This is a genomic window from Streptomyces mangrovi (assembly GCF_900114215.1).
Classification (GTDB): domain Bacteria; phylum Actinomycetota; class Actinomycetes; order Streptomycetales; family Streptomycetaceae; genus Streptomyces; species Streptomyces barkulensis.
Map to the genome: position 1 here is coordinate 195,706 of NZ_FOSG01000002.1, position 24,286 is coordinate 219,991.

Consider the following 24,286-nt stretch of genomic DNA (forward strand, 5'->3'; position numbering starts at 1 on the left):
ACCCCGGTTCTTGGGGAGTTGTAGGAGAACCTTAAGTGAGAGCGCTCTCAGGCAAAAGTCTTGACCTTTGAACGCGCTCTCAGCACAGTGGGCCCATCCGGCCCCTCGCCCCTCCGAGCCGCGGCCGGACGCACGGCTCTGCCTGTCGCGCCCATGCCGTTACCACGTCCGTCAGGAGATCCCCACCGTGGTGTCACGCAGAAGGTTCCTCGGCCTGTCCGCCGCGGCCGTCTCGGCCCCCGTCATCGGTTACGCCGCCACCTCCCCGGGTTTCGCCGCCGGCCCGCCCGCCGGCGGGACCGCCGCCGTCCCGACCGTGCGGTTCGTCAACGAGACCGGCCGGGCCACCGCGTTCGCCTACGTCCACGCCGACGTGCCCGGCGGCGGACAGGGCTTCCTCAACCCCTCCACCGGCCGCCTGGACCCGATCCCCAACCCGGCCGAGCGGATGTACGACCTGAGCGGCTTCCTCGACTCGCACCGGGTCCCGTTCGACCGGGACATCCCCCTCAACGACCACCTCACCGGCGGACGGGCGTACGTCTCACTCGGACAGAGCGTCTCCTTCTTCGCCAATCCCAACGCCGGCGGCGCCGCCGGCGCCCTCGTCCAGCCGTCGGCCGCCAACCCCGCCGATCCCTCGTACCGCATCGCCTGGGACTACTGCGAGTTCACCTACAACCCGGGCGGGATCTGGGGGAACATCACCTGCGTGGACGGCGTCGCCCTCCCCATCTCCCTCACCCTCACCCCCGGCAGCGGGCAGGTCCAGCACGTCGGCGGCATGCCCGCCGGCGGGACCGCGGCGCTGGCCGAGCGGCTGAGCCGGGCGGGTGGCGACTGGGGGAGGTGCGCGCTGTACGACGGCGGCCGGCTGGTGCGGGTCTCCAGTCCCGCCAAGCTCCCGGGCCTGGGCACGGAGGTGTTCGCCGGGCACTACCGCTCCTACGTCGACCAGGTGTGGCACGCCTACCGCGCCGACGGCGGCCGGGACCTGCGGATCGCCCTGGGCGACGTCTGGCCGGGGAGGACCGTCACCGGCCGGACCCACGGCGACAGGCTGGTCTTCGAGGGCATCACGGACGGCTCCCCGAACTCCTTCGCCAGGCCGGGGACGGCCGGCACCACCGCCGAGGCCGACATCTTCGGCTGCGACGGCACCCTCCACGGGATCAACGCCACCCAGCAGGGGCGCATCGCCGCGGTGCTGGGCGCCGCGCTGTGCCGCACCACGCTGCTGAGCAACCCCTCCCAGCCCGACGCGACCTCCGCGGAGTTCTACACCCACGGCCCCCGGCACGAGTACGCGCGGGCCGTGCACGAGCTCGCGGCCGACGGCCGCGGTTACGCCTTCCCCTACGACGACGTCACGCCCACCGAGGAGAGCGACCTGGCGGGTGCGGTGATGTACACCGAGCGGCCCGGCGACTGGGCTCTGGCCATCACCGTCAAGCGGCCCGTCTGAGACGCCGGCCGGGCCGCTTCGCCCGGCCGGCGCCCCTGTCGCGGAGTTCTGACGCGTTTGCCGCAGCCGGGGCGCCGCTGCGGAGGCCAGTCCCGGCCCCGCGTGCCACGATCGCCGCAGGGCCTTCGCGGGGAAACCCGCGAAGGCGGTGGCGGTGCGGAGCGCGGAGGTGATCCGGTGTCGAGGGTGCGGGTCCGTCTGGTGCGGGCGGTGGTGGCGGCGGTGACCGGTGCCGCGGTCGCCGCGGGGCCGGGGCCGACCGCCGCCGCTGCCCCCTCTCCCCCGCCCCCTCCCTCGGCCCCGGCGGCCGGTGACGCGCCCGTCAGCGAACTGCTGACCCGGATGCGGGACCTGTACCGGCGGGCCGAGACCGCCGGCGAGACGCACGGCGCCGTCGAACAGGAGGCGTCCGAGCGGCGCGGGAAGGTCGACCGGCTCCAGCGCGAACTGGCCGGCGTCCGCGTACGGCTGGCCGAGGCCCGCGACGAGGCCGGACGGCTGGCCAGGCAGCGCTACCGGAGCTCCTCCGAGGTGCTTCCGCCCTCCCTGCGGCTGCTGTTCGGCCGCGACGAGCGGGAGGTGCGGACACTGCTGGAGCACGGACGGGCGGTGGAGCGGGTGCTGGGCGACCGGGCGGCCGCGGCGGCCCGGCTGTCGGCCGAGGAGCGGCGGCTGGACCGGCTCGCGACCCGGGCGCGCGGCGCCCTGGACCGGCAGCTCACGCTCGCCGCCGACAGCGGGCGGCGGCGGGACGCGGCCGGGCGGCGGCTGGCGGAGGTGGAGCGGGCGCTCGCCTCGCTCGGCGACGGTGAACTGGCCGCGCTGCGCCGTGCGGAGGCGGCGCGGCGCGGCCGGTGACGGACGCCCGGCAGGGCGGCGAGAGGGCCGCTCAGGCCGAGGCCAGGCTCGCCAGGTACGCCTGCGCCTTCTCCGGGTCGAAGAACCAGTTCTCCAGGTCGGACGGGTCGCTGAAGGCATTGGCGAAGCGGTTCGCCAGCTCCTGGTGCTCCATGCCCGCGCCGATCAGCTGCAGCACGTGCTCCGGCGGCGGCGCCAGCAGCCCGTTCGACCACTTGGTGACGTGCCGGGCCGTGTCCTCCCAGAAGCGCTCGAAGGTGGCCCGCATCCACTCCTCGTCGAACGGCCTGTCCCCGTGCTCCAGGATGGAGGCCAGGTAGGAGGCGGCGCACTTGGAGGCAGTGTTGGAGCCCTGGCCGGTGATCGGGTCGTTGGCCACCACCACGTCCGCCACGCCCAGCACCGCGCCGCCCGAGGGGAGGCGGCCGACCGGCTTGCGGACGGTCGGCGCGTAGCGGCCGGCGAGTGTGCCGCCCGCGTCGGTCAGCTCGACCTTGCGGGCCCGCTCGTACTCCCACGGGGTGAAGCGCTTCATCAGCTCCAGCGTGAGGTCCAGGTGCTCGGCGGGGTCCTTGACGCCCTGGAAGACGTCCAGCGGGCCGCCGGGGATCCCCTCCCAGAACAGGATGTCGCAGGCGCCGGAGACGGTGTAGCCGGGGATCATGAACAGCTCGCCGACGCCCGGCACCAGGTTGAAGCGCACCGCCAGCATGTCGGGGTGCTCCGGGCGCCGCTCCAGTCCGTGCACGTAGGACACCGCCAGCGCGCGCTGCGGCTTGTCGTACGGCGAGCGCGAGGCGTCGCGCTCGAACATCGTCACCAGCTCGCCCTTGCCGGCCGCGACGAGCACCAGGTCGTAGGTGCGGGCGAAGAAGTCCAGGTCGGAGACGGCCGCGCCGTGGATGACGAGCTGGCCGCCGCGCTGGGCGAAGGTCTCCAGCCAGCCGGCCATCTTCACGCGCTGGTCGATCGACTGGGCGTGGCCGTCCAGGTGGCCCACCCAGTCGATGGGGCGGGACCCCTCGGGGCCGACGACGGAGACGCCCAGGCCCTCGGTGCGCGGGCTCTGGTCCTCCCAGAAGTTGATCTCCAGGTCGCGCTCGTGCTGGAGGGCCTGGTCGAACATGCACTGGGTGGACATGACCCGGCCGCCGCGGATCTCGTCCGCCGTGCGGTTCGACATCACGGTGACCTCGTAGCCGTGCGACTGGAGGCCGAGCGCGAGCTGGAGACCGGACTGGCCGGCTCCGACGATGAGTATCTTCCGCATGGCGGTTCTCCCCTGGAGTGCCTGGGTGATGGGGTTCCTGGGTGTGGGGGGTTCGTGGGGCGCCGGTGCGTGGAGCGCCGGTGCGGGACCGTGAGTCGCCGGTCAGGCGGGGGTGAGGTCCAGCGCGTGGCCGACGAGCGCCGTCAGCGAGTCGATGACCGTGTCCCGCTTGCGCGCGTCCATGATGACGACGGGCACGCGGTCGGGGACGGACAGCGCCTCACGCACGTCCTCGGCCTCGTAGTACTCCGTCCCCTCGAAGTGGTTGACGGCGACGACGTAGGGCAGGGCGCAGCTCTCGAAGTAGTCGAGCGCCGGGAAGCAGTCCTCCAGCCGCCGGGTGTCGGCCATCACCACGGCGCCGATCGCGCCGCGCGCCAGGTCGTCCCACATGAACCAGAAGCGCCGCTGGCCGGGGGTGCCGAACAGGTACAGCACCAGGTCGGCGTCGAGGGTGACGCGGCCGAAGTCCATGGCGACCGTGGTCGTGGTCTTCTCGGGGGTGGCGGTGAGGTCGTCGGTGTCCTCGCTGGCCTGGGTCATCACCGCCTCGGTGGTCAGCGGTTCGATCTCGGAGACCGAGCCGACGAAGGTCGTCTTGCCCACGCCGAAGCCCCCCGCCACCACGATCTTGACGGAGATCGGGGCGCGTCCGCGCTCCTCCTGCCAGGGCTGGAGCTTCTCGGCGCTCTGTGCCGGGTCGTTCACGGCGTCCACCACGGGTCTTTCTCGGGGTCTGCGTCGGGTCTGCGTCGGGTCTGCTTCGGTGTCTGTGCCCGGCTTCCGCGCCGGACGGGGTGCGGGAGGAGGTACGGGAGGGGCTCGTCAGAGCCTTCGGAGTCCGCCCAGCACCCTCTCCAGCAGTGCGCGGTCGGGGCGGTCGTTGTCGTAGCCGGTGCCGTAGACCCGGATGCGCCCCTGGTCGGCGAGGTCGCTGAGCAGTACGCGCACCACGCCCAGCGGCATCCGCAGGCGGGCGGCGATCTCGGCGACCGAGCGCATCCGGCGGCACAGCTCGACGATGGCCCGCATCTCGGGCATCACCCGGTCGCGCAGGCCCCCCGAGGTCAGCTCCAGACGTGCTTCGGGGGCCTCGATGGCGGCGACGAGGGTCTCCACCAGCAGGACGTGCCCGAAGCGGGTGCGGCCGCCGGTCAGGGAGTAGGGGCGCACGCGCGCGGGTTTGCGTACGGGCAGCGGGCTGTGGGATGTCACTGGTCCAGCTCCATCGACGTGCGCAGTTCGGTGCGGAGTTCGGGGGTGAGGACGTGTCCGGCCCGGCCGACGAAGAGGGCCATGTGGTACGCGACGACGCTCATGTCGCAGTCGGGCGCGGCGTGGACGCCGAGCAGCGAGCCGTCGCTGATCGACATCACGAACAGGCTGCCCTCGTCCATCGCGACCATGGTCTGCTTGACGGGCCCGGCGTCCATCAGCTTGGACGCGCCCTGGGTGAGGGAGCCGAGGCCGGAGACGATGGTGGCCAGGTCGGCGCCGGAGTCCCTGGGACCGCGCTCCGGCCGCCCGCCCGGCTCCCGGCGCGGGGCGGCGCCGTCCGCGCGCTCCCCGCCACCGTTCTCCCCGCGGTCCGGTCCGCCGCCGGGACCGGTGGCGCCGGCCGTTCCGCCCGGTTCGGAGGAGAGCAGGAGCAGGCCGTCGGAGGACACCACGGCGACGGACCGTACGCCGGGGACCTCGTCGACCAGATTGGACAGCAGCCAGCGCAGGTTGCGTGCCTGCCTGCTGGGCGTGTGTGCGGTGGTGGGCGCGTTCACTTGCGTGCCTCCTCGACAGTGCCACCCGTGTCCGTCGCCTCCGCGCGGTCGTCCGCCGGGCCGTCGCTCCGGCCGGCGGCGACCTGCTCGGCGGCGATCTGCGCCTCCGCGTCGCGCTGGCCGTCCCGGGCGCCCTGCTGGAAGCCGCCGAGCCGCCTGCGCAGCTCATCGGCCTTCAGCCCGCCCTTACGGGGGCGGGGGACGTCGGCTCCGGTCTCCACGGTCTGCGGTGTGCGCTTGGGGAGCCCCTTGGCGGTGACGGTCCGCGGGGCGGGCGGGGTCCCGTCCTCAGGAGCGGAGGCCGGGGCGGGTTCGGGCGCCTGCGCCGGTGCCTCGTCCGGGGTCCGGCTGTGCTCGCGGAAGTCCCCGGGCTCGACGTAGTACGGGCCTGCGGCCCGGACCAGGGCATCGCGCGCGGGGTCGGCCGCGGCCTCGCCGGCCTCCGCGCCACCGGCGACACCGGTGGCGGCGTCGTCGGCGGTGTCGGCGGCATCGGCGCCCCGGGCTGCCCGGGGCGGCACGGTGTCCTCGGTGATCCGGGGGATCGGCGCGGTCTCGGTGACATCGGCGGTGCGGGCGGCGGCGCCGTCGGTGGCGTCCGCTCCCGTGTCCGGCGCGTCCGTCACCGCCGGGCGTGCGCGGTCCGGCCGGGGCGGCAGCGCGTTGCCGTTGGCCTCGGCGACCGTGCCCGGCAGGGGCTGCGCCGTGCCCGCGGTGGCGGTCCTGGCCCCCGCGAGGGCCCCGGGCACCGGACGGTCGGGCAGCAGGGCGCGCGGCAGGACGGCGACCGCGGCGATGCCGCCCTGCTTCTGCTCGCGCAGCTGCACCCGTACGCCGTGCCGCGCGGCGAGCCGGGCCACCACGTACAGGCCCATGCCCAGCGCGTCGTCGTCCTCGGGTGCGGCGAAGGCCCCGTCGGCCAGCTTGGCGTTGAGCTCGGCCAGCCGCTCGGGAGAGGAGCCGATGCCCTCGTCCTGGACGGAGAGCATGATCTCGCCGTTCTCCAGCATCCAGCCCGACAGCCGTACCTCGGCCTCCGGCGGCGAGAAGGCTGTGGCGTTGTCCACCAGTTCGGCGATCAGGTGGCTGATGTCGTCGGCGGCTGAGCCGGAGACCTGGGCGTGCGGCGGCAGCGTGGCGATCTCCACCCGCTCGTAGCGCTCGATCTCGCTGACCGCGGCGCGCAGCACGTCCAGCAGCGGCACCGGCTCCAGATGGCCGGTGGTGTGCTCGGAGCCCGCCAGGAGGAGCAGGTTCTCGCTGTGGCGGCGCATCCGGGTGGCGAGGTGGTCGAGTTTGAACAGGGAGGCGAGCCGCTCCGGCTCCTTCTCCTCGTGCTCCATGGACTCGATCAGGGCGAGCTGCCGCTCCACCAGCCCCAGGGTCCGCAGCCCGAGGTGGACGAACGTGCCGTTGGAGGCGCCCTGGCGGCGCTCCGGGGGCTCTCCCCCGACGGACTCGTGCTCGCGCAGCAGCCTTTCGTGTTCGGTCGTCAGAGCGGTCAACCGCTCGCGCACGGCCGCGAGTTCGGCGGCGAGTGGGGCGGCTCCGGCCTCGCCCGCGGGGTCGGCGGACCGCTTGGAGCCGGCCGCCTCGGAGCCGGCCGCGGTCTCCGCCCGGACGGCGCGCTCGTGCAGCTCGGCGGCGGTGGCCCGCAGACGGTTGACGGCGCGTACGACATCGGCGAACTCGTCGTTGCGGCCGGTGTACACCACCGGCTCCTCGCCCACCGGATCGGCGGCCACCCGCTCGCCGCCGCGCCGCAGGACGGCCAGCGGCCGGGCCATCGAACGGGCGGTCTGCACGCTGATGCCCACCGCGAGCAGCAGGCAGACCCCCAGCAGGGCGGCGCGCAGCTCCAGCGCCGTGACGTCGTCGTCGCGCAGCCCCTCCAGCCTCTTCACCTCGGCGGCCGCCAGCGAGGACTCCATGCTGCGCATGCGGTCCACCCGGGCGGTCAGCGCGGACGCCACGCGATCGGAGTTCAGGGAGCGGTCCTGGTGGTCCAGTCGCGGCTGGTCGGTGAGGCGGACCAGATAGCGCTCGGCCAGTGTCACGTCGGTTCCGGTGACGGTCCTGGCGTACGCGTCGCGGTCGTCGGCGAGCGCGGTCTGGTCGAAGTCGGCGAGGGCGGCCTGCTCGCGCAGGTGCGCCTGCTGGGCGGCGGCGGTCAGACGCGGCTGCTCCCCCTCGCCGGCGAGCGCGGCCAGCAGCAGCCCGCGGGCGGCGGAGGCCTGCTCGGCGGCGCGTCCGAGGTCGGGCAGCGCGTCGGCCGTCGCGTTCTCGGCGCGTGCGGGCAGGGCGCGGGTGGTGGCGGCGGTGATGCCGCCGAGGGACTGGATGAGCTGGGTGTACGCCTCGTACGTCTCGACGGCGCCGCCCTCTCCGGCCACGGCCTGCCGGCGGGTGTCGGGGAAGGCGTCGAGCAGCCTGCGTATGTCGGCGGGGGCGTCGGCGCCCAGCTCCCGGATGGCGCGGTCCACCCTGGCGCGCTCCCGCTCCGAGAGCCCCTCGCCGTCCCCGGTCGTGCGGCCCGCGGCGATACGGCGGACGACGGCGTCGCGCTCGTCGGCCAGGGCGTGGGAGAGCGAGACCGCGCGGCGGCCCAGGTCGGCGCGGTCGACCAGCCGCTGGGAGTCGGTCAGATCGCGCGAGGCCGTGGCCACCGAGGGCGCGCCCGCGGCGAGCACGGCGGCGGCGCACAGGACGACGGAGGCGAGGAGTCTGTTGCGCACCCGCGCCCGGCGCCCGGCGGGGGGCGGTGCGGAGGCCGTGCCGTCCTGGAGGTCCTGCCGGCTGCTCCGGTGTCGCTTCTTCCCCACCCGTGCTCGCAATCTCGTTCCGCGGTCCCGGACCAGTCCGGGACGCGACAGTCCAATGTGTGCGGCAGGGGACCGTATCCCGTCCGTTCACGGCTGCCCGCGGCGGCCGACGTTTCCATCGTCGCGGCGGGTGCGGAGGCGGTCCCCCTGCCGGGCCACTCGAAGGAGTGAACATCACGGGGGAGTTGCCGAACAACTCCGATGCCGCGACCGGTTCGGCCACACACCGGTCAGGGGTTGGAAATCCGCCCGGCCTTTTGGCAATATTCGCGCCCACCGTTTCACGGACACTCTGATTCCGGTAGAACTCCGGCGAAGAACCCGCAGGTCGTGACAGTGGTTCAGACCTGTATTCCGCTCCCCCGCCCGCCCTGCCGCCGGCGCCCGCCCCTCGCCTCCCCTCCGGCCCCTCCGGCACACTGGCGCGCATGCGGATCGAGATGGCGAGCGAGCCCGGCAGCCCCGAGGTCCCCAACGAGGACTACGCGTCGGTAGCCCTACCTGCGGCGGGAAGGGGCGGGACGCTGGTGGTGCTGGACGGCGTGACCCCGCCCCCGGACGACACCGGATGCGCGCACGACGTGCCGTGGTACGTGGCCCGGCTGGGCGGGGCGCTGCTCGAACTGTCCGGTTCGCGGCGGGATATGAAGCTCGGGGAGTGCCTCGCCTCCGCCATCGGCCGGACCGCCTCCACCCACGGCCCGGGGTGTGACCTTTCTCACCCCCGCACTCCGCAGGCGACGGTGGTGCTGGTCCGCTGGGACGACTCGACCGTCGAGTATCTGGTGCTCTCGGACTCGGCGCTGCTGGTGGAGGGCGCGGACGGATCGGTGACACCCGTCCTCGATCCCCGGCTGGACGGGCTGCGGCCCGCCGCGCGGGCGCTGCCGCCGGCCGAGCGGGCCGCGTATCTGGAGTCCCTGCGCAACGCCGAGGGCGGCTTCTTCACCGCGGCGGCCGACCCGGCGGTGGCCGGGCGCGCGGTGGTGGGCTCGGCGCCACGCGAACGGGTGCGCGCGCTGGCCGCGTTGAGCGACGGCGTCACGCGCTGGACCGACACCTTCCGCCTGGGCGACTGGACCGCGCTGATGGCGGTGCTCCGCAAGGAGGGGCCCCGTTCACTGATCGGGCGGGTGCGCACCGCCGAGTCGGCCGACCGCGCCGGCACGGCCTTCCCCCGTGGCAAGGCGCACGACGACGCGACGGCCGTTCTGGTGGAGTTCTAGGGCCGTGTCAGCCGGGATGAACCCCGGCTGACACGGCACCGGCCGGTTTCCCGGCCCGTTCCCGGCCCGCCCGCTCAGGCCGCGACCGGCAGGTCCGCCTCGGCGGGGGCCAGGGCCAGTTCCAGCACCCGGCGGACGTCCGAGACCGGGTGGACCTCCAGCTTGCGCAGCACCTCCTCGGGCACGTCGTCCAGATCCGGCTCGTTCCGCCTGGGGATGACCACCGTGGTGATCCCGGCGCGGTGGGCGGCCAGCAGCTTCTGCTTCACCCCGCCGACCGGCAGGACGCGGCCGGTCAGCGACACCTCACCGGTCATCGCCACGTCCGGGCGGACCCGGCGGCCCGACAGCAGCGAGGCCAGCGCGGTCGTCATGGTGACGCCCGCGCTCGGCCCGTCCTTGGGCACCGCGCCCGCCGGGACGTGGAGGTGGACGCCGCGGTCCTTCAAATCACCCACCGGCAACTCCAGTTCGGCGCCCCGCGAGCGCAGGTAGGACAGGGCGATGTGCGCGGACTCCTTCATCACCTCGCCCAGCTGCCCGGTCAGCGTCAGGCCGGAGCCGCCCGTCTCCGGATCGGCCAGCGACGCCTCGACGTGGAGGACGTCCCCGCCCGCGCCGGTGACGGCCAGCCCGGTGGCCACGCCGGGGACGGCCGTGCGCCGCCCGGCCGGGTCCTGGGCGGACTCCGGGGTGTGGTGCGGGCGGCCGATCAGGGCGCGCAGATCGTCCGCGCCGACCGTAGACGGCAGCTCGCGCTCGCCCAGCTCGTGCTGGGCCGCGACCTTGCGCAGCAGCCGCGCCACGGACCGCTCCAGGTCGCGCACCCCCGCCTCGCGGGTGTACTCGCCGGCGAGCCTGCGCAGCGCGTCCTCCTCCAGCACCACCTCGCCGGCCTCCAGCCCGGCGCGCTCGCGCTGGCGGGGCACCAGGTGGTCGCGGGCGATGACGACCTTCTCGTCCTCGGTGTAGCCGTCCAGCCGCACCAGCTCCATGCGGTCCAGCAGGGGCTGCGGGATCGCCTCCAGGACGTTGGCGGTGGCCAGGAACACCACGTCGGACAGATCGAGTTCGACCTCCAGGTAGTGGTCGCGGAAGGTGTGGTTCTGCGCGGGGTCCAGCACCTCCAGCAGGGCGGCGGCCGGGTCGCCGCGGAAGTCGCTGCCGACCTTGTCGATCTCGTCGAGCAGTACGACCGGGTTCATCGAGCCGGCCTCCTTGACGGCCCGCACGATCCGGCCCGGCAGCGCGCCGACGTAGGTGCGGCGGTGGCCGCGGATCTCGGCCTCGTCGCGCACCCCGCCGAGCGCGACGCGGACGAACTTCCGCCCCATCGCCCGGGCCACGGACTCGCCCAGGGACGTCTTGCCGACCCCGGGCGGCCCGACCAGGGCCAGCACCGCCCCGCCCCGGCGTCCCCCCACCACGCCCAGGCCCCGTTCGGCCCGGCGCTTGCGGACGGCCAGGTACTCGGTGATGCGCTCCTTGACGTCCTCCAGGCCGGCGTGGTCGGCGTCCAGGACGGCACGGGCGCCGGGGATGTCGTAGGCGTCCTCGGTCCGCTCGTTCCACGGCATCTCCAGGACGGTGTCCAGCCAGGTGCGGATCCAGCCGCTCTCGGGGCTCTGCTCGGGGGCGCGCTCCAGGCGGTCGGCCTCCTTCAGGGCGGCCTCGCGAACCCTGGGCGGCAGGTCGGCCGCCTCCACCCGGGCGCGGTAGTCGTCGCCCTCGCCCTCCGCCTGTCCGCTCAGCTCGGCCAGCTCCTTGCGGACGGCCTCCAGCTGGCGACGGAGCAGGAACTCGCGCTGCTGTCTGTCCACGCCCTCCTGGACGTCCTTGGCGATGGCCTCGGCGACGTCCTGTTCGGCGAGGTGGTCGCGCAGCCAGGTGACGGCCAGTCTCAGCCGCTCCACCGGGTCGGTGGTCTCCAGCAGCCTGACGCGCTGCCCGGATCCCAGGAACGGGCTGTAGCCGGAGTTGTCGGCGAGCTGCCCGGGGTCGTCGATCTGCTGGACGCGGTCCACGACCTGCCAGGCGCCGCGCCTGCGCAGCCAGCTGGTGGCCAGCGCCTTGTACTCCCTGACGAGTTCGGCGACGGCGCCGGGCAGCGGATCGGGGACTCTCTCCTCGATCTCGGTGCCCTCCACCCACAGGGCGGCGCCCGGCCCGGTGGTGCCCGCGCCGATCCGGACCCGGCTCACGCCCCGGATCAGGGCGCCGGGGTCGCCGTCGGCCAGCCGGCCGACCTGCTCCACGCGGCCGAGCACCCCGATGCCCGCGTAGGAGCCGTCGATGCGCGGCACGAGCAGCACCCGCGGCTTCTCCCCCTTGCCCTCCTTGCCCTCCTTGCCGCCGAGGCCGTCGGGGCCGTCGGGGCCGGCCGCGGCGTCTCCCGCGGCGGACTGGGCGGCCTCCACCGCGGCCCGCACCTCGGTGTCGGACAGGTCCAGCGGCACCACCATCCCGGGCAACACCACCTCGTCGTCGAGCGGCAGCACGGGCAGGGTGAGCGTTGCGGGCGACAGAGCCATGATCTCTCCCTCGGCAGACAAGTTGAGCTGAAGCGACTCAATGCCTGTTCAATGTCCGGAGGGCGCGCCGTGTTCCCCGTCACGTGTTCGCTGCGAGCGATCACCGCGCTCACCGGCCCGCCCGCCCCGCTCCGCCCGCCACCGGCAGGATGGTCGGCATGACGGCCGACACGCAGAACCCGCGTTCCCCGCGCCCCGCGTACGAGACGGCGGCCGGCCACGGGACCGGCGCCCCCCGCGTCCTGGACCGCCGTGACGGCCCCCACGGCGAGGTGGTGCTGCGGCGGCACGGTGAGCTGCTCCAGATCATCGCCAACGGCTGCTTCCTGATGGACACCTCCGACGGCCGCTCCGAGCGCCTGCTGGTGCGGGCCGCGCTCGAGGAGCTGGACGCCGGCGGCGGCCGGCCCTCCCCGGCCGTGCTGATCGGCGGACTGGGCGTCGGCTTCTCGCTGGCCGAGGCTGCGGCCGAGCCGCGCTGGGGGCGGATCACCGTGGTCGAGCGGGAGGAGGCGGTGATCGACTGGCACCGCGAGGGCCCGCTCGGCGAGATCTCCTCCGGGGCGCTGGCCGACCCCCGGGTGCGGATCGCCCCCGGCGACCTCCTGGCACACCTGACCGGAGGCGGCCCCGGCGGCGGCGAAACGTACGACGCGCTGTGCCTGGACGTCGACAACGGCCCCGACTGGACGGTCACCGAGGACAACGGCTCGCTCTACACCCCCGCCGGGCTCGCCGCCTGCGCCCGGCGGCTCACCCCGGGCGGGGTGCTGGCCGTGTGGTCCGCACAGCCGTCCCGGGCGTTCGGCGAAGCACTCCGGAATGCCGGGTTCGCGCGGGTGCGCACCGAAGAGGTGCCCGTCGCCCGAGGCGTCCCGGACGTGGTCCACCTCGCCACCCGACCGGCGTAGCGCACCGCACACGTGCCGTTTACGCTCTAGCGAGAAACCGAGCGGTAGGGCGAGACGTATGGACTTCAGGAACACCACGCAGTCCCACGGCGGCACCGCCGCCGCGGCGGCCACCCCGGGCGCCCAGCGCCGGATTCTGGTCGTGGAGGACGACCCGACCATCACCGAGGCGGTCGCCGCCCGGCTGCGCGCCGAGGGCTTCCAGGTCCGCACCGCCGGGGACGGCCCGGCGGCGGTGGAGGCGGCCGAGGTGTGGCAGCCCGACCTGCTGGTGCTGGACGTGATGCTGCCGGGCTTCGACGGCCTGGAGGTCTGCCGCCGGGTGCAGGCGCAGCGGCCGGTTCCGGTGCTGATGCTCACCGCCCGGGACGACGAGACCGACATGCTGGTCGGCCTGGGGGTCGGCGCGGACGACTACATGACCAAGCCCTTCTCCATGCGGGAGCTGGTCGCGCGCGCCCACGTCCTGCTGCGCCGCGTGGAGCGGGCCGCGATCGCCGCGTCCTCCCCCCGCTCGGGCACGCTGCGGCTGGGCGAGCTGGAGATCGACAACGCCCAGCGCCGGGTGCGGGTGTCCGGCCGGGACGTCCACCTCACCCCGACCGAGTTCGACCTGCTGGTCTGCCTGGCCAACTCCCCCCGCGCGGTGCTCTCGCGCGAGCAGCTCCTGGCCGAGGTGTGGGACTGGGCGGACGCCTCGGGCACACGTACGGTCGACAGTCACATCAAGGCGCTGCGCCGGAAGATCGGCGCGGAGCGGATACGCACCGTCCACGGCGTCGGCTACGCGCTGGAGGCGCCCGCCCCGGCCCCCGACTGGGCATGAGCCAGGCGGGCGCGGGCCGCCGTCGGCGCTCCCTGTGGAACCGGTTCTGGGAGAGCGTGCGCCCCGTGGACCCGTTCCGCTCCGTGAAGGCCGCGCTGGGCGCGCTGGTGATCGTCACGGTGGCCATCACCACCCTGCTGACCATCGTCGCGGTCCACTCGGCCATCGAGCTGCGGGTGATCGCCCTGCTCGCGGTGATCGCCTCGCTGGTGGTCACCCAGTTCGTGGCGCACGGGCTGGCCGCGCCGCTGGACGAGATGACGAACGCCGCACGCCGGATGGCCCGCGGCGACTACAGCCGGCGGGTCCGCGTCGACCGCCGCGACGAGCTGGGCGAGCTGGCCGGGACCTTCAACCGCATGGCCGCCGACCTGGAGGCCGCCGACCGGCACCGCAAGGAGCTGGTGGCCAACGTCTCGCACGAGCTGCGCACCCCGATCGCGGCGCTGCGCGCGGTGCTGGAGAACGTGGTGGACGGGGTCTCCGAGGCCGATCCGGCGACGATGGACATCGCGCTGCGGCAGACCGAGCGCCTGGGCCGCCTGGTGGAACACCTGCTGGACCTGTCCAGACTCGACAACGGCGTGGTGCCGCTGCACTCGCGCCGCTTCGAGGTGTGGCCCTATCTGGCGGGTGTGCTCAAGGAGGCCAACATGACCAAGGGTCAGGGGCACTCCCGCACCGACGTCCACCTCCATCTGGAGGTGACCCCCTCGGACATGGTCGCGTACGCCGACACCGAGCGGCTGCACCAGGTGGTCGCCAACCTGATCGACAACGCCGTCAAGCACAGCCCGCCCCACGGCCGGGTGACGGTGCGGGCACGCCCCGGCCGGGCCCCGCTGAGCCTGGAGCTGGAGGTGCTGGACGAGGGCCCGGGCATCCCGGAGGCGGACCGCGCCAGGGTCTTCGAGCGCTTCGGCCGCTCCGCCTCGGCCGAGGGCGGCGACGGCGGCACGGGGCTGGGGCTGGCCATCGCGCGCTGGGCGGTGGATCTGCACGGCGGGCGGATCGGGGTGGCCGAATCCCCGAGCGGCTGCCGGATCCTCGTCACCCTTCCCGGCGATACGTCCGGACTGGAGTTGACGTAGGCTCGAAGCAGCCGCGAGGTGAGGGAGCGAGGCAGGGGCCACTCCCTGGGGTGCCCCTTCCCTGAAGCAGTCGAACCATGTTCGTTTCCCGCCGAAGAAAGCGCCGAAACGCACCTGCGGATGTGACTTAGGCGACGCAAACACCATGCCGACTGCACCGAACGGCGCAGGGAGCGTAGCCTTTATTTCTGCTGTCCACCCACACAGGTAAGCGGAAGAGGGCGGTTGCCGCCGTGTCGCCACAGGCCCCCAAGACTTCGAGTTCTCCCAGGACCGAACAGGACGGGCAGGGCAAGAGTCCTGCCGCCGGTTTCGGTGCCAACGAGTGGCTCGTCGACGAGATCTACCAGCAGTACCTCCAGGACCCGAACTCAGTGGACCGGGCTTGGTGGGACTTCTTCGCCGACTACAAGCCGGGACAGGCCGCCGGAGGTGCCGCGGCCCCCAGCGCGTCGAAGCCCGCGGGTGAGCCCCAGGCGTCACAGGCCTCTCAGCCGCGGCAGACGGCGCCCGCCGCGAAGGCCCCCGCGGCCGAGCCCGCCAAGGCCGCGCCCGCGAAGAGCGAGCCGGCCGCCAAGGCCGCTCCTCCCAAGAGCGAGCCCGCCAAGCCCGCGACCGAGGCCGCGCCCGCCGGGAGCGGGGACGGCCGGGCGGCCGGACCGGAGTACGTGCCGCTGCGCGGCCCGTCCGCCGCGGTCGCCCGGAACATGAACGCCTCGCTGGAGCTGCCCACCGCCACGTCGGTGCGCGCGATCCCGGTGAAGCTGCTCATCGACAACCGCATCGTCATCAACAACCACCTCAAGCGCGCCCGCGGCGGCAAGGTGTCCTTCACGCACCTCATCGGCTACGCCATGGTGCAGGCGCTCAAGGCGATGCCGTCGATGAACCACTCGTACACCGAGAAGGACGGCAAGCCGACGCTGGTCAAGCCCGACCACGTCAACCTCGGCCTGGCCATCGACCTGGTCAAGCCCAACGGTGACCGCCAGCTCGTGGTGGCCGCCATCAAGAAGGCCGAGACGCTGACCTTCTTCGAGTTCTGGCAGGCCTACGAGGACATCGTGCGCCGCGCCCGGAACAACAAGCTGACGATGGAGGACTTCTCCGGCGTCACCGCCTCGCTGACCAACCCCGGCGGCATCGGCACCGTCCACTCGGTGCCGCGCCTGATGCCCGGCCAGGGCCTGATCATCGGCGTCGGCGCGATGGAGTACCCGGCGGAGTTCCAGGGCACCTCGCAGGACACCCTGAACAAGCTGGGCGTCTCCAAGGTCATGACGCTGACCAGCACCTACGACCACCGTGTGATCCAGGGCGCCGCCTCCGGCGAGTTCCTGCGGATCATGCACCAGCTGCTGCTCGGCGAGAACGACTTCTACGACGAGATCTTCAAGGCGCTGCGCATCCCCTACGAGCCGGTGCGCTGGCTGCGCGACATCGACGTCTCCCACGACGACGACGTCACCAAGGCCGCCCGTGTCTTCGACCTGATCCACTCCTACCGGGTCCGCGGCCACGTCATGGCCGACACCGACCCGCTGGAGTACGAGCAGCGCAAGCACCCCGACCTCGACATCACCGAGCACGGGCTCACCCTGTGGGACCTGGAGCGGGAGTTCGCGGTCGGCGGCTTCGCCGGCAAGTCCCTGATGAAGCTGCGCGACATCCTGGGCGTGCTGCGCGACTCGTACTGCCGCACCACCGGCATCGAGTACATGCACATCCAGGACCCCAAGCAGCGCAAGTGGATCCAGGACCGCGTCGAGCGCCCGCACTCCTCGCTGGAGCGCGACGAGCAGCTGCGCATCCTGCGCAGGCTGAACGCCGCCGAGGCGTTCGAGGTCTTCCTGCAGACCAAGTACGTGGGCCAGAAGCGCTTCTCGCTGGAGGGCGGCGAGTCCGTCATCCCGATGCTGGACGCCGTGCTCGACGCCGCCGCCGAGGCGCGTCTGGACGAGGTCGTCGTCGGTATGGCCCACCGCGGCCGCCTCAACGTGCTGGCCAACATCGTGGGCAAGTCCTACGCCCAGATCTTCCGCGAGTTCGAGGGCAACCTCGACCCGAAGTCGATGCACGGCTCCGGCGACGTGAAGTACCACCTGGGCGCCGAGGGCACCTTCACCGGCCTGGACGGCGAGGAGATCAAGGTCTCCCTCACCGCCAACCCCTCCCACCTGGAGGCCGTGGACCCGGTGGTGGAGGGCGTGGCCCGCGCCAAGCAGGACATCATCGGCAAGGGCGGCACGGACTTCACCGTCCTGCCCGTCCAGCTCCACGGCGACGCGGCCTTCGCGGGCCAGGGCGTGGTGGCCGAGACGCTGAACATGTCGCAGCTGCGCGGCTACCGCACCGGCGGCACCGTGCACGTGGTCATCAACAACCAGGTCGGCTTCACCGCCCCGCCGGAGTCGGCGCGCTCCTCGATGTACGCCACGGACGTGGCGCGGATGATCGAGGCGCCGGTCTTCCACGTCAACGGCGACGACCCGGAGGCCTGCGTGCGCGTGGCGCGGCTGGCCTTCGAGTTCCGCCAGGCGTTCAACAAGGACGTGGTGATCGACCTCATCTGCTACCGCCGCCGCGGTCACAACGAGGCCGACAACCCGCACTTCACCCAGCCGGTGATGTACAACCTGATCGACAAGAAGCGCTCGGTGCGCAAGCTCTACACCGAGTCGCTGATCGGCCGGGGCGACATCACGCTGGAGGAGGCCGAGCAGGCGCTCCAGGACTTCCAGGGGCAGCTGGAGAAGGTCTTCACCGAGGTCCGCGACGCCACCAGCCAGCCGGCTCCGGCGGAGGTTCCGGCCCCGCGGGCGGAGTTCCCGGTCTCGGTGGACACCGGCGTCAGCGCGGAGGTCCTCAAGCGGATCGCCGAGTCCCAGGTCAACATCCCCGAGCGGATCACCGTCCACCCCAGGCTGCTGCCGCAGCTCCAGCGCCGCGCGGCGATGGTGGAGGAGGACAGGATCGACTGGGCGATGGGCGAGACGCTCGCCGTCGGCTCGCTGCTGATGGAGGGCACCCCCGTCCGGCTGGCCGGCCAGGACTCCCGCCGCGGCACCTTCGGCCAGCGCCACGCGGTGCTGGTGGACCGGGAGACCGGCGAGGACTACACCCCGCTGCTGTACCTGTCCGAGGAGCAGGCCCGCTTCAACGTCTACGACTCGCTGCTGAGCGAGTACGCGGCGATGGGCTTCGAGTACGGCTACTCCCTGGCCCGCCCCGAGGCGCTGGTGATGTGGGAGGCGCAGTTCGGCGACTTCGTCAACGGCGCGCAGACGGTCGTGGACGAGTTCATCTCCTCGGCCGAGCAGAAGTGGGGCCAGACCTCCGGCGTCACGCTGCTGCTGCCGCACGGCTACGAGGGCCAGGGCCCGGACCACTCCTCGGCCCGGATCGAGCGCTTCCTCCAGCTGTGCGCGCAGAACAGCATGACGGTCGCGGCGCCGACCCTGCCGTCGAACTACTTCCACCTGCTGCGCTGGCAGGTGCACAACCCGCACCACAAGCCGCTGATCGTCTTCACCCCGAAGTCGATGCTCCGGCTCAAGGCGGCTACCTCGAAGGCGGCGGAGTTCACCTCCGGCGGCTTCCGCCCGGTCGTCGGCGACTCCTCGGTGGACCCGGCCCAGGTGCGCAAGGTCGTCTTCTGCTCCGGCAAGGTCTACTACGACCTCGCCGCCGAGCGGAGCAAGCGGGGCGTGACCGACACCGCGATCATCCGGCTGGAGCGGCTGTACCCGCTGCCCAGCAAGGAGATCCAGGCCGAGATGGCCCGCTACTCCGGCGCCTCGACGATCGTGTGGGCGCAGGAGGAGCCGGCGAACCAGGGCGCGTGGCCGTTCATCGCGCTCAACCTGGTGGACCACCTCGACCTGTTCATCGGCTCGGGGAAGGCCCCGAACGCGGACCGGCTGCGCCGGGTCTCGCGTCCGTCGTCCTCCTCCCCGGCGGTGGGCTCGGCCAAGCGCCACCAGGCCGAGCAGCAGCAGCTGGTCAACGAGGTCTTCGACCTCTGAGGCTCTGAGGCTCTGAGGCCGGCAAGACCGGCAGAGGGGCCGAGGGCGGCCCGCCGCCGTCCGCAGGCCCCGTGGGGCCCGTACCGTCACCTCGACGGTACGGGCCCCACGCCCGTGGTACCGACGCACGACCATCCGGCCCCGACAGGAGACGGCCATGTACTTCACCGACCGCGGTATCGAGGAGCTGGCGCAGCGGCGCGGCGAGGAGGAGGTCACCTTCGAGTGGCTCTCCGAGCAGCTGCGGACCTTCGTCGACCTCAACCCGGACTTCGAGGTCCCCGTCGAGCGGCTGGCGACCTGGCTGGCGCGCCTGGACGACGAGGACGAGTGACGGCGGGCGGCCCCCGCGCCCGCGGTGCGGCCGTGTCCTCTCCTTGACTTCGCGCCACCGCGATATATCGTGTCTCTTCAGGGACGCGATATGTCGTCGTACGCCGATGCAGGGGAGGCCGCCGTGCCAGGCCGGTCCGAGTGGTCCGTGGACGCGCCGTGCGAGCTCGTCTTCGAGGAGGAGGTCCACACCCTGCGGGTGCGCGTCGTGGGCGGCGCGGTGAACGTCGTCGGCACCGACGCCCCGCCCGCCAGGCTGGAGGTCGGGGCCGTCACCGGCCCCCCGCTGACCGTCCGGCTGGAGAACGGCACGCTCACGGTCGCCTACGACGACCTGCCCTGGAAGGGGCTCCTCACCCTCCTGGACCGCGAGGCCCGGCGGCACAGCGCCGACGTCTCGCTCGCCGTGCCCGCCGGCGTCCGGGTCGAGGTCGGCGTGGTCGGGGCCGACGCGATGGTCACCGGCATCGAGGGGGGCACCGAGGTGCGGGGAATCACCGGCGGCGTCACGCTGGTGGGCCTGCGCGGCGACGCACGGGCCCACACGGTCTCCGGCGGTGTGCAGGCGCAGGGCGTGACGGGGGGCCTGCGCTTCAACTCCGTCTCCGGCGATCTGACGGTCATCGACGGCGGCGGCTCGCCGGTGCGGGCCGACTCCGTCAGCGGCGACATGGCGGTCGATCTGGCCCCGGCACGGGAGCGGCGGCGCACCGACGTCCGGCTGAACTCCGTGTCGGGCGGGATAGCGCTGCGGCTGCCGGAGCCGGCCGACGCCGCCGTGGAGGCGGGCACCGCCGCGGGCGCGGTCTCCTGCGCCTTCGAGGAGCTGCGGATCTCCGGGCAGTGGGGCGCCAGGCGGGTCACCGGCACCCTCGGCACGGGCGACGGGCTGCTGCGGGCCGCCACCGTCTCCGGCTCGATCGCCCTGCTGCGCCGCCCGGAGCCGGACACCGGCGAGGAGGCCGGTGCCCCCTTCGCGGCCGGCGGCACATCCGCGCCGGCCGAGCCCTCCCCCCGTAAGGACGTGTGACATGCCCCCCGTCTTCGCCCACGGCCGACTGCGCCTGTACCTGCTGAAGCTGCTCGACGAGGCGCCGCGCCACGGCTACGAGGTGATCCGGTTGCTGGAGGAACGCTTCCAGGGGCTGTACGCGCCCTCGGCCGGCACCGTCTACCCGCGGCTGGCCAAGCTGGAGGCCGAGGGGCTGGTCAGCCACACCACCGAGGGCGGCCGCAAGGTCTACTCGCTCACCGACGCCGGCCGCGCCGAGCTCGCCGGCAGGCAGGGCGAGCTGACCGAGCTGGAACTGGAGATCCACCAGTCGCTGGCGGCCCTGGCCGCCGACATCCGCGAGGACGTCAGCGGCGCGGCCGGCGACCTGCGCCGCGAGATGCGCGAGGCGGCCGAGCGGACCCGCGGCGCCGGGCAGGCTCCGGGTTCCGGGCAGGCTCCGGGTTCCGGGGGAGGCGAAGGTACCGAGGGCGACGGTACGTCCGCGCCCGGCTGGGAGAAGGCCTGGGAGAGCGTCCGGGAGGGCTCCTGGGGCGACGAGGACGCGCTGCGGGCCGCGCGCGAGGAGATGCGCCGGGCCGGTGAGCAGTGGAAGGAGCAGGCCCGCCGCGCCCGCCAGGAGGCCCAGCAGGCCAGGCTCCAGGCGCGCAAGGCCCGGCAGGCGCGGGACGCCGCCCGCCAGGAGGCCGAGCGGATCGCCCGCCGGGTCCAGGAGCAGGTCCAGTCACACGTCCAGCAGGGTGACTGGCAGGGAGCGGTGCGCGCGGGCATGTCGGAGCTGGGCAGGCACCTGGGCGGTCTGGGAGGCCTGAACGGTCTGGGCAACCTGGGAGACCTCGGAGACCTGGGCGGCTCCGCTCGCTCCGGCCGGAGCGAGCCCCGGCCGGAGCGAGCGGAGCCGGACGAACGGGCGGGCGCGGAGCGGACGTCGGCCCCGGAGTGGGCCGAGGAGCCCGCCACGCCGTCCGGCGACCCCCGGCGCGATCTGGAGCGGCTGCTGGACCGGTTCCGCGACGACGTGCGGGACGCGGCCCGCGACCACGGCGTGGACGAGGAGCGGCTGCGCGAGGCCCGCCGCCATCTGTCGACGGCGGCGGCCCGCATCGTCTCCCTGCTGCGCTCGCCCGGCACGGACGGCACGAACGGCCCGAACGGCACCGGCTGCCCCGGGGCCTGAAAGCACGGTGGCCCGCCTCCCCGGGGACGGTGGCGGGCCGTCAGACCGTCAGGACGATCTTGCCGAAGAGGTCGCCCGCCGCCATCTTCTCGAAGCCCTCGCGTGCCCGGCCCAGCGGCAGCGTGGAGTCGATCACCGGGCGGACGCCCTTGGCCGCGCAGAAGTTCAGCAGCCCGGCCAGTTCCTCCTTGGAGCCCATCGTGGAGCCGACGACCTTCAGCTCCAGGAAGAAGATCCGGTTCAGCTCGGTGGCCGGCGGGTTCGGGCCGCTGGTGGCGCCCGAGATGACCAGCCTGCCGCCGGGCTTGAGGGACTTCACCGAGTGGGACCAGGTGGCGGCCCCGACCGTCTCGATCACCGCGTCCATCCGGTGCGGCAGCCGTGCGCCGCTCTCGAACGCCGCCTCGGCGCCCAGTTCCTCGGCCCGCCCGCGCTTGGCCTCGTCCCGGCTGGTGGCGAAGACCCGCAGGCCCGCCGCGGCGCCCAGCACGATGGCGGCCGTGGCGACGCCGCCGCCCGCGCCCTGCACCAGGACGGAGTCCCCGGGGCGCACCTCGGCGTTGGTGAAGAGCATCCGGTACGCGGTCAGCCAGGCCGTCGGCAGGCAGGCCGCCTCCTCGAAGGAGAGCTCCTTCGGCTTGGGCAGGACGTTCCACTGCGGTACGGCGACCCGCTCGGCGAAGGTGCCCTGGTACTTCTCGGTCAGGATCGAGGGCCGCTCGCGCGGCCCGACCCCGTGCCCGGTCGCGCCGATGACGGAGTAGAGCACGACCTCGTTGCCGTCGGCGTCCACCCCGGCCGCGTCGCAGCCGAGGATCATCGGCAGCGACTCCTCGTCCAGGCCGACACCGCGCAGGGACCACAGATCGTGGTGGTTGAGGGACGCCGCCTTGACGTCGACGGTCGTCCAGCCGAGCGGAACGTCCGGCTCCGGACGCTCGCCCAGCTCCAGTCCGGTCAGCGGATTGTCTCGGTCGATGCGCGCGGCATAGGCAGCAAACATGATCCAAACCCTAGGCCGAGCCGGGCCGCCGCGGAACAGGACAGCCGTGTGACACTCGCCGCCGGCCCGCACCGACGGCCGGGTGAACGGCCGGGTGGCACGGACGGCGCCGGAAGGACGGAAGGGCGGTGCGGGCCCCGGCCCGGGGTCCGCACCGCCCTCGCGACGGCGTCCGCCTCTCAGAGGACCTTCGACAGGAACGCCTTCGTCCGCTCGTGCTGCGGATCGGTCAGCACATCGCGCGGATGGCCCGACTCCACGACCACGCCGTCGTCCATGAAGACCAGCGAGTCGCCGACCTCCCGGGCGAAGCCCATCTCATGGGTGACGACGACCATCGTCATGCCGTCCTCGGCCAGTCCGCGCATGACGTCCAGCACCTCGCCGACCAGCTCCGGGTCGAGCGCCGAGGTGGGCTCGTCGAAGAGCATCAGCTTGGGCTCCATCGCCAGCGCGCGGGCGATGGCCACCCGCTGCTGCTGGCCGCCGGAGAGCTGGGAGGGGTAGTTGTCGGTCCGGTTGCCGAGTCCGACCCGCTCCAGCAGCTTCAGGGCCCGTTCCCGGGCCGCCGTCTTCGACTCGCCCTTGACCTGGACGGGCGCCTCCATGACGTTCTCCACCGCGGTCATGTGCGGGAAGAGGTTGAAGCGCTGGAAGACCATGCCGATGTCGCGGCGCTGGGCGGCGACCTCGCGCTCCTTGAGCTCGTAGAGCTTGTCGCCCTTCTGCCGGTAGCCGACCAGATGGCCGTCGACCGACAGCCGCCCGGCGCTGATCTTCTCCAGGTGGTTGATGCAGCGCAGGAAGGTGGACTTGCCGGAGCCGGACGGGCCGACCAGGCAGAACACCTCGCCCGCGGCGACCTCCAGGTCGATGCCCTTGAGGATGTGGGCGTGGCCGAAGGACTTGTGGACGCCTTCCGCCTTCACCATCGGGACAGCTGGGGTGGTCATACCGTCTTCCCTCCCACCCGGCTCGGCGTGCGGAACGAGGTGAGGCTCTTGCTGATCCGCTGCCACGGCGTGGGCGGCAGGCTGCGGGACGAGCCGCGCTGGAAGTAGCGCTCCAGGTAGAACTGGCCGACGCTGAGGATCGTGGTGAGGATCAGGTACCAGATGGTCGCCACCAGCAGCAGCTCCATCACCTCCAGGTTCCGCGAGGAGATCCTGGTGGCGGAGAACAGCAGCTCGCTGTACTGGATGGCGTAGGCCAGCGACGAGGTCTTGAGCATGTTGATGAACTCGTTGCCGGTCGGCGGGATGATGACCCGCATGGCCTGCGGCAGCACGATGCGGCGCATGGTGCGCGAGCCGGTCATCCCGAGCGCGTGGGCCGCCTCGGTCTGGCCCTCGTCCACCGACTGGATGCCCGCGCGGCTGATCTCGGCCATGTAGGCGGCCTCGTTCAGGCCCAGGCCCAGCAGCGCGGCGAGGAACGGCGTCATCACGTCGTTCATCTCGTCGCGGTAGAAGCCCAGGTCCAGGATCGGGAAGATCAGCGCCAGGTTGTACCAGATCAGCAGCTGCACCAGGACGGGGGTGCCGCGGAAGACCCAGATGTAGCCCCAGGCGACGGACGACATCACCGGGTTCTTCGACAGCCGCATCACCGCGAGGAGGGTGCCGAGCACCACGCCCATGAGCATGGCGAGCAGGGTGATCCACAGGGTGTTGACCGCACCGGTGAGGATCGTCTCGTGGTTGAGGTAGCGCCCCACCGTCGGCCAGGTGATGTCGGCGCCCACGAAGGCCGCCACCACCAGGCCGAACAGGACGAGCACGATCGCGGCGCTTATCCAGCGGCCGTAGTGGCGCACCGGGATGGCCTTGACGGCCTCGGGCGGCACCGGGGAGCTCTTGGCCACCGGCACCGCACCGCCCGCCCCGGCTCCACCGCCCTCGGTGTTGGAGGCCGGCACCGGCGCGGATGGTGCCTTGTCTTCAGGTTCGGACACGGAGAGT

At 73.2% G+C, this 24,286-nt stretch carries 19 protein-coding genes; 10 read left to right on the forward strand and 9 right to left on the reverse strand.

The features are described 5' to 3' along the window. The first annotated feature begins 187 nt into the window (after positions 1-187). The gene (locus BM237_RS03595; RefSeq protein ID WP_139238054.1) at positions 188-1,465 is read left to right on the forward strand and encodes a glycoside hydrolase family 64 protein; all 1,278 of its coding nucleotides are present in this window, start codon (positions 188-190) and stop codon (positions 1,463-1,465) included. A 177-nt stretch (positions 1,466-1,642) separates the two neighbouring features. Then, on the forward strand, positions 1,643-2,323 hold the full coding sequence (locus tag BM237_RS03600; protein WP_093847716.1) for a hypothetical protein: 681 nt from the start codon (positions 1,643-1,645) through the stop codon (positions 2,321-2,323). Positions 2,324-2,354: 31 nt separating this feature from the next. On the opposite strand, the gene BM237_RS03605 is transcribed toward BM237_RS03600, so the two are convergent. From BM237_RS03605 to BM237_RS03625, 5 genes are all read right to left on the reverse strand, one after another. Beyond that, positions 2,355-3,593 carry a styrene monooxygenase/indole monooxygenase family protein gene (locus BM237_RS03605; RefSeq protein WP_093847718.1) on the reverse strand — a complete coding sequence of 413 codons (1,239 nt, stop codon included), beginning with the start codon at positions 3,591-3,593 and terminating at the stop codon, positions 2,355-2,357. Between the two features lie 102 nt (positions 3,594-3,695). Then, positions 3,696-4,313 carry a GTP-binding protein gene (locus BM237_RS03610; RefSeq protein ID WP_093847719.1) on the reverse strand — a complete coding sequence of 206 codons (618 nt, stop codon included), beginning with the start codon at positions 4,311-4,313 and terminating at the stop codon, positions 3,696-3,698. Between the two features lie 105 nt (positions 4,314-4,418). Then, positions 4,419-4,808, reverse strand: a complete 390-nt coding sequence (locus BM237_RS03615; protein ID WP_093662003.1) for a DUF742 domain-containing protein — start codon at positions 4,806-4,808, stop codon at positions 4,419-4,421. Next, positions 4,805-5,368 carry a roadblock/LC7 domain-containing protein gene (locus BM237_RS03620; RefSeq protein ID WP_093847723.1) on the reverse strand — a complete coding sequence of 188 codons (564 nt, stop codon included), beginning with the start codon at positions 5,366-5,368 and terminating at the stop codon, positions 4,805-4,807. Before BM237_RS03620 ends, BM237_RS03615 begins: the two co-directional genes overlap by 4 nt. Continuing rightward, complete coding sequence (locus tag BM237_RS03625; protein ID WP_093847725.1) at positions 5,365-8,190, reverse strand: sensor histidine kinase; 2,826 nt, start codon at positions 8,188-8,190, stop codon at positions 5,365-5,367. Before BM237_RS03625 ends, BM237_RS03620 begins: the two co-directional genes overlap by 4 nt. Before the next feature lie 428 nt (positions 8,191-8,618). On the opposite strand from BM237_RS03625, the gene BM237_RS03630 reads away from it, so the two are divergent. After that, entirely contained in the window at positions 8,619-9,416 is a 798-nt protein-coding gene (locus tag BM237_RS03630) for a protein phosphatase 2C domain-containing protein (RefSeq protein ID WP_093847727.1), read from the forward strand. Positions 9,417-9,490: 74 nt separating this feature from the next. Here the strand turns inward: BM237_RS03630 and lon are convergent, their stop codons facing one another. Continuing rightward, positions 9,491-11,947 carry an endopeptidase La gene (lon, locus tag BM237_RS03635; RefSeq protein WP_093847729.1) on the reverse strand — a complete coding sequence of 819 codons (2,457 nt, stop codon included), beginning with the start codon at positions 11,945-11,947 and terminating at the stop codon, positions 9,491-9,493. Positions 11,948-12,105: 158 nt separating this feature from the next. Between lon and BM237_RS03640 the strand changes: the two genes are divergently transcribed. From BM237_RS03640 to BM237_RS03670, 7 genes are all read left to right on the forward strand, one after another. Continuing rightward, positions 12,106-12,858, forward strand: a complete 753-nt coding sequence (locus BM237_RS03640; RefSeq protein WP_245793382.1) for a spermidine synthase family protein — start codon at positions 12,106-12,108, stop codon at positions 12,856-12,858. 58 nt (positions 12,859-12,916) lie between these two features. Next, positions 12,917-13,684, forward strand: coding sequence for a response regulator transcription factor (locus BM237_RS03645; protein WP_093847731.1), 768 nt, complete (start codon positions 12,917-12,919; stop codon positions 13,682-13,684). Further along, positions 13,681-14,775 (forward strand): HAMP domain-containing sensor histidine kinase, encoded by a 1,095-nt coding sequence (locus BM237_RS03650; protein ID WP_093847733.1) that lies wholly within the window; start codon positions 13,681-13,683, stop codon positions 14,773-14,775. Before BM237_RS03645 ends, BM237_RS03650 begins: the two co-directional genes overlap by 4 nt. 233 nt (positions 14,776-15,008) lie before the next feature. After that, entirely contained in the window at positions 15,009-18,800 is a 3,792-nt protein-coding gene (locus BM237_RS03655) for a multifunctional oxoglutarate decarboxylase/oxoglutarate dehydrogenase thiamine pyrophosphate-binding subunit/dihydrolipoyllysine-residue succinyltransferase subunit (RefSeq protein ID WP_093847735.1), read from the forward strand. 157 nt (positions 18,801-18,957) lie between these two features. Then, positions 18,958-19,134 (forward strand): DUF6104 family protein, encoded by a 177-nt coding sequence (locus BM237_RS29135; protein WP_093847737.1) that lies wholly within the window; start codon positions 18,958-18,960, stop codon positions 19,132-19,134. Between the two features lie 90 nt (positions 19,135-19,224). Then, complete coding sequence (locus BM237_RS03665) at positions 19,225-20,163, forward strand: DUF4097 family beta strand repeat-containing protein (RefSeq protein WP_175540872.1); 939 nt, start codon at positions 19,225-19,227, stop codon at positions 20,161-20,163. A gap of 1 nt (position 20,164) precedes the next feature. Beyond that, entirely contained in the window at positions 20,165-21,322 is a 1,158-nt protein-coding gene (locus tag BM237_RS03670; protein ID WP_093847741.1) for a PadR family transcriptional regulator, read from the forward strand. Between the two features lie 40 nt (positions 21,323-21,362). On the opposite strand, the gene BM237_RS03675 is transcribed toward BM237_RS03670, so the two are convergent. The 3 genes from BM237_RS03675 to BM237_RS03685 form a co-directional block, all read right to left on the reverse strand. After that, positions 21,363-22,325 carry a zinc-binding dehydrogenase gene (locus BM237_RS03675; RefSeq protein WP_093847743.1) on the reverse strand — a complete coding sequence of 321 codons (963 nt, stop codon included), beginning with the start codon at positions 22,323-22,325 and terminating at the stop codon, positions 21,363-21,365. Between the two features lie 179 nt (positions 22,326-22,504). Then, positions 22,505-23,278: an amino acid ABC transporter ATP-binding protein gene (locus BM237_RS03680; protein WP_093847745.1), complete on the reverse strand. Its 774-nt coding sequence runs from the start codon at positions 23,276-23,278 to the stop codon at positions 22,505-22,507. Next, entirely contained in the window at positions 23,275-24,279 is a 1,005-nt protein-coding gene (locus BM237_RS03685) for an amino acid ABC transporter permease (protein ID WP_093847747.1), read from the reverse strand. Before BM237_RS03685 ends, BM237_RS03680 begins: the two co-directional genes overlap by 4 nt. Positions 24,280-24,286 lie beyond the last annotated feature (7 nt).

Bases quoted from the DNA above. Each gene is read 5' to 3' on its own strand.
- BM237_RS03680 (WP_093847745.1), bottom strand. From the start codon at position 23,278: ATGACCACCCCAGCTGTCCCGATGGTGAAGGCGGAAGGCGTCCACAAG.
- BM237_RS03675 (WP_093847743.1), bottom strand. From the start codon at position 22,325: ATGTTTGCTGCCTATGCCGCGCGCATCGACCGAGACAATCCGCTGACC.
- BM237_RS03630 (WP_093847727.1), top strand. From the start codon at position 8,619: ATGCGGATCGAGATGGCGAGCGAGCCCGGCAGCCCCGAGGTCCCCAAC.
- lon (WP_093847729.1), bottom strand. From the start codon at position 11,947: ATGGCTCTGTCGCCCGCAACGCTCACCCTGCCCGTGCTGCCGCTCGAC.
- BM237_RS03640 (WP_245793382.1), top strand. From the start codon at position 12,106: ATGACGGCCGACACGCAGAACCCGCGTTCCCCGCGCCCCGCGTACGAG.
- BM237_RS03670 (WP_093847741.1), top strand. From the start codon at position 20,165: ATGCCCCCCGTCTTCGCCCACGGCCGACTGCGCCTGTACCTGCTGAAG.
- BM237_RS03665 (WP_175540872.1), top strand. From the start codon at position 19,225: ATGTCGTCGTACGCCGATGCAGGGGAGGCCGCCGTGCCAGGCCGGTCC.
- BM237_RS29135 (WP_093847737.1), top strand. From the start codon at position 18,958: ATGTACTTCACCGACCGCGGTATCGAGGAGCTGGCGCAGCGGCGCGGC.
- BM237_RS03650 (WP_093847733.1), top strand. From the start codon at position 13,681: ATGAGCCAGGCGGGCGCGGGCCGCCGTCGGCGCTCCCTGTGGAACCGG.
- BM237_RS03605 (WP_093847718.1), bottom strand. From the start codon at position 3,593: ATGCGGAAGATACTCATCGTCGGAGCCGGCCAGTCCGGTCTCCAGCTC.
- BM237_RS03645 (WP_093847731.1), top strand. From the start codon at position 12,917: ATGGACTTCAGGAACACCACGCAGTCCCACGGCGGCACCGCCGCCGCG.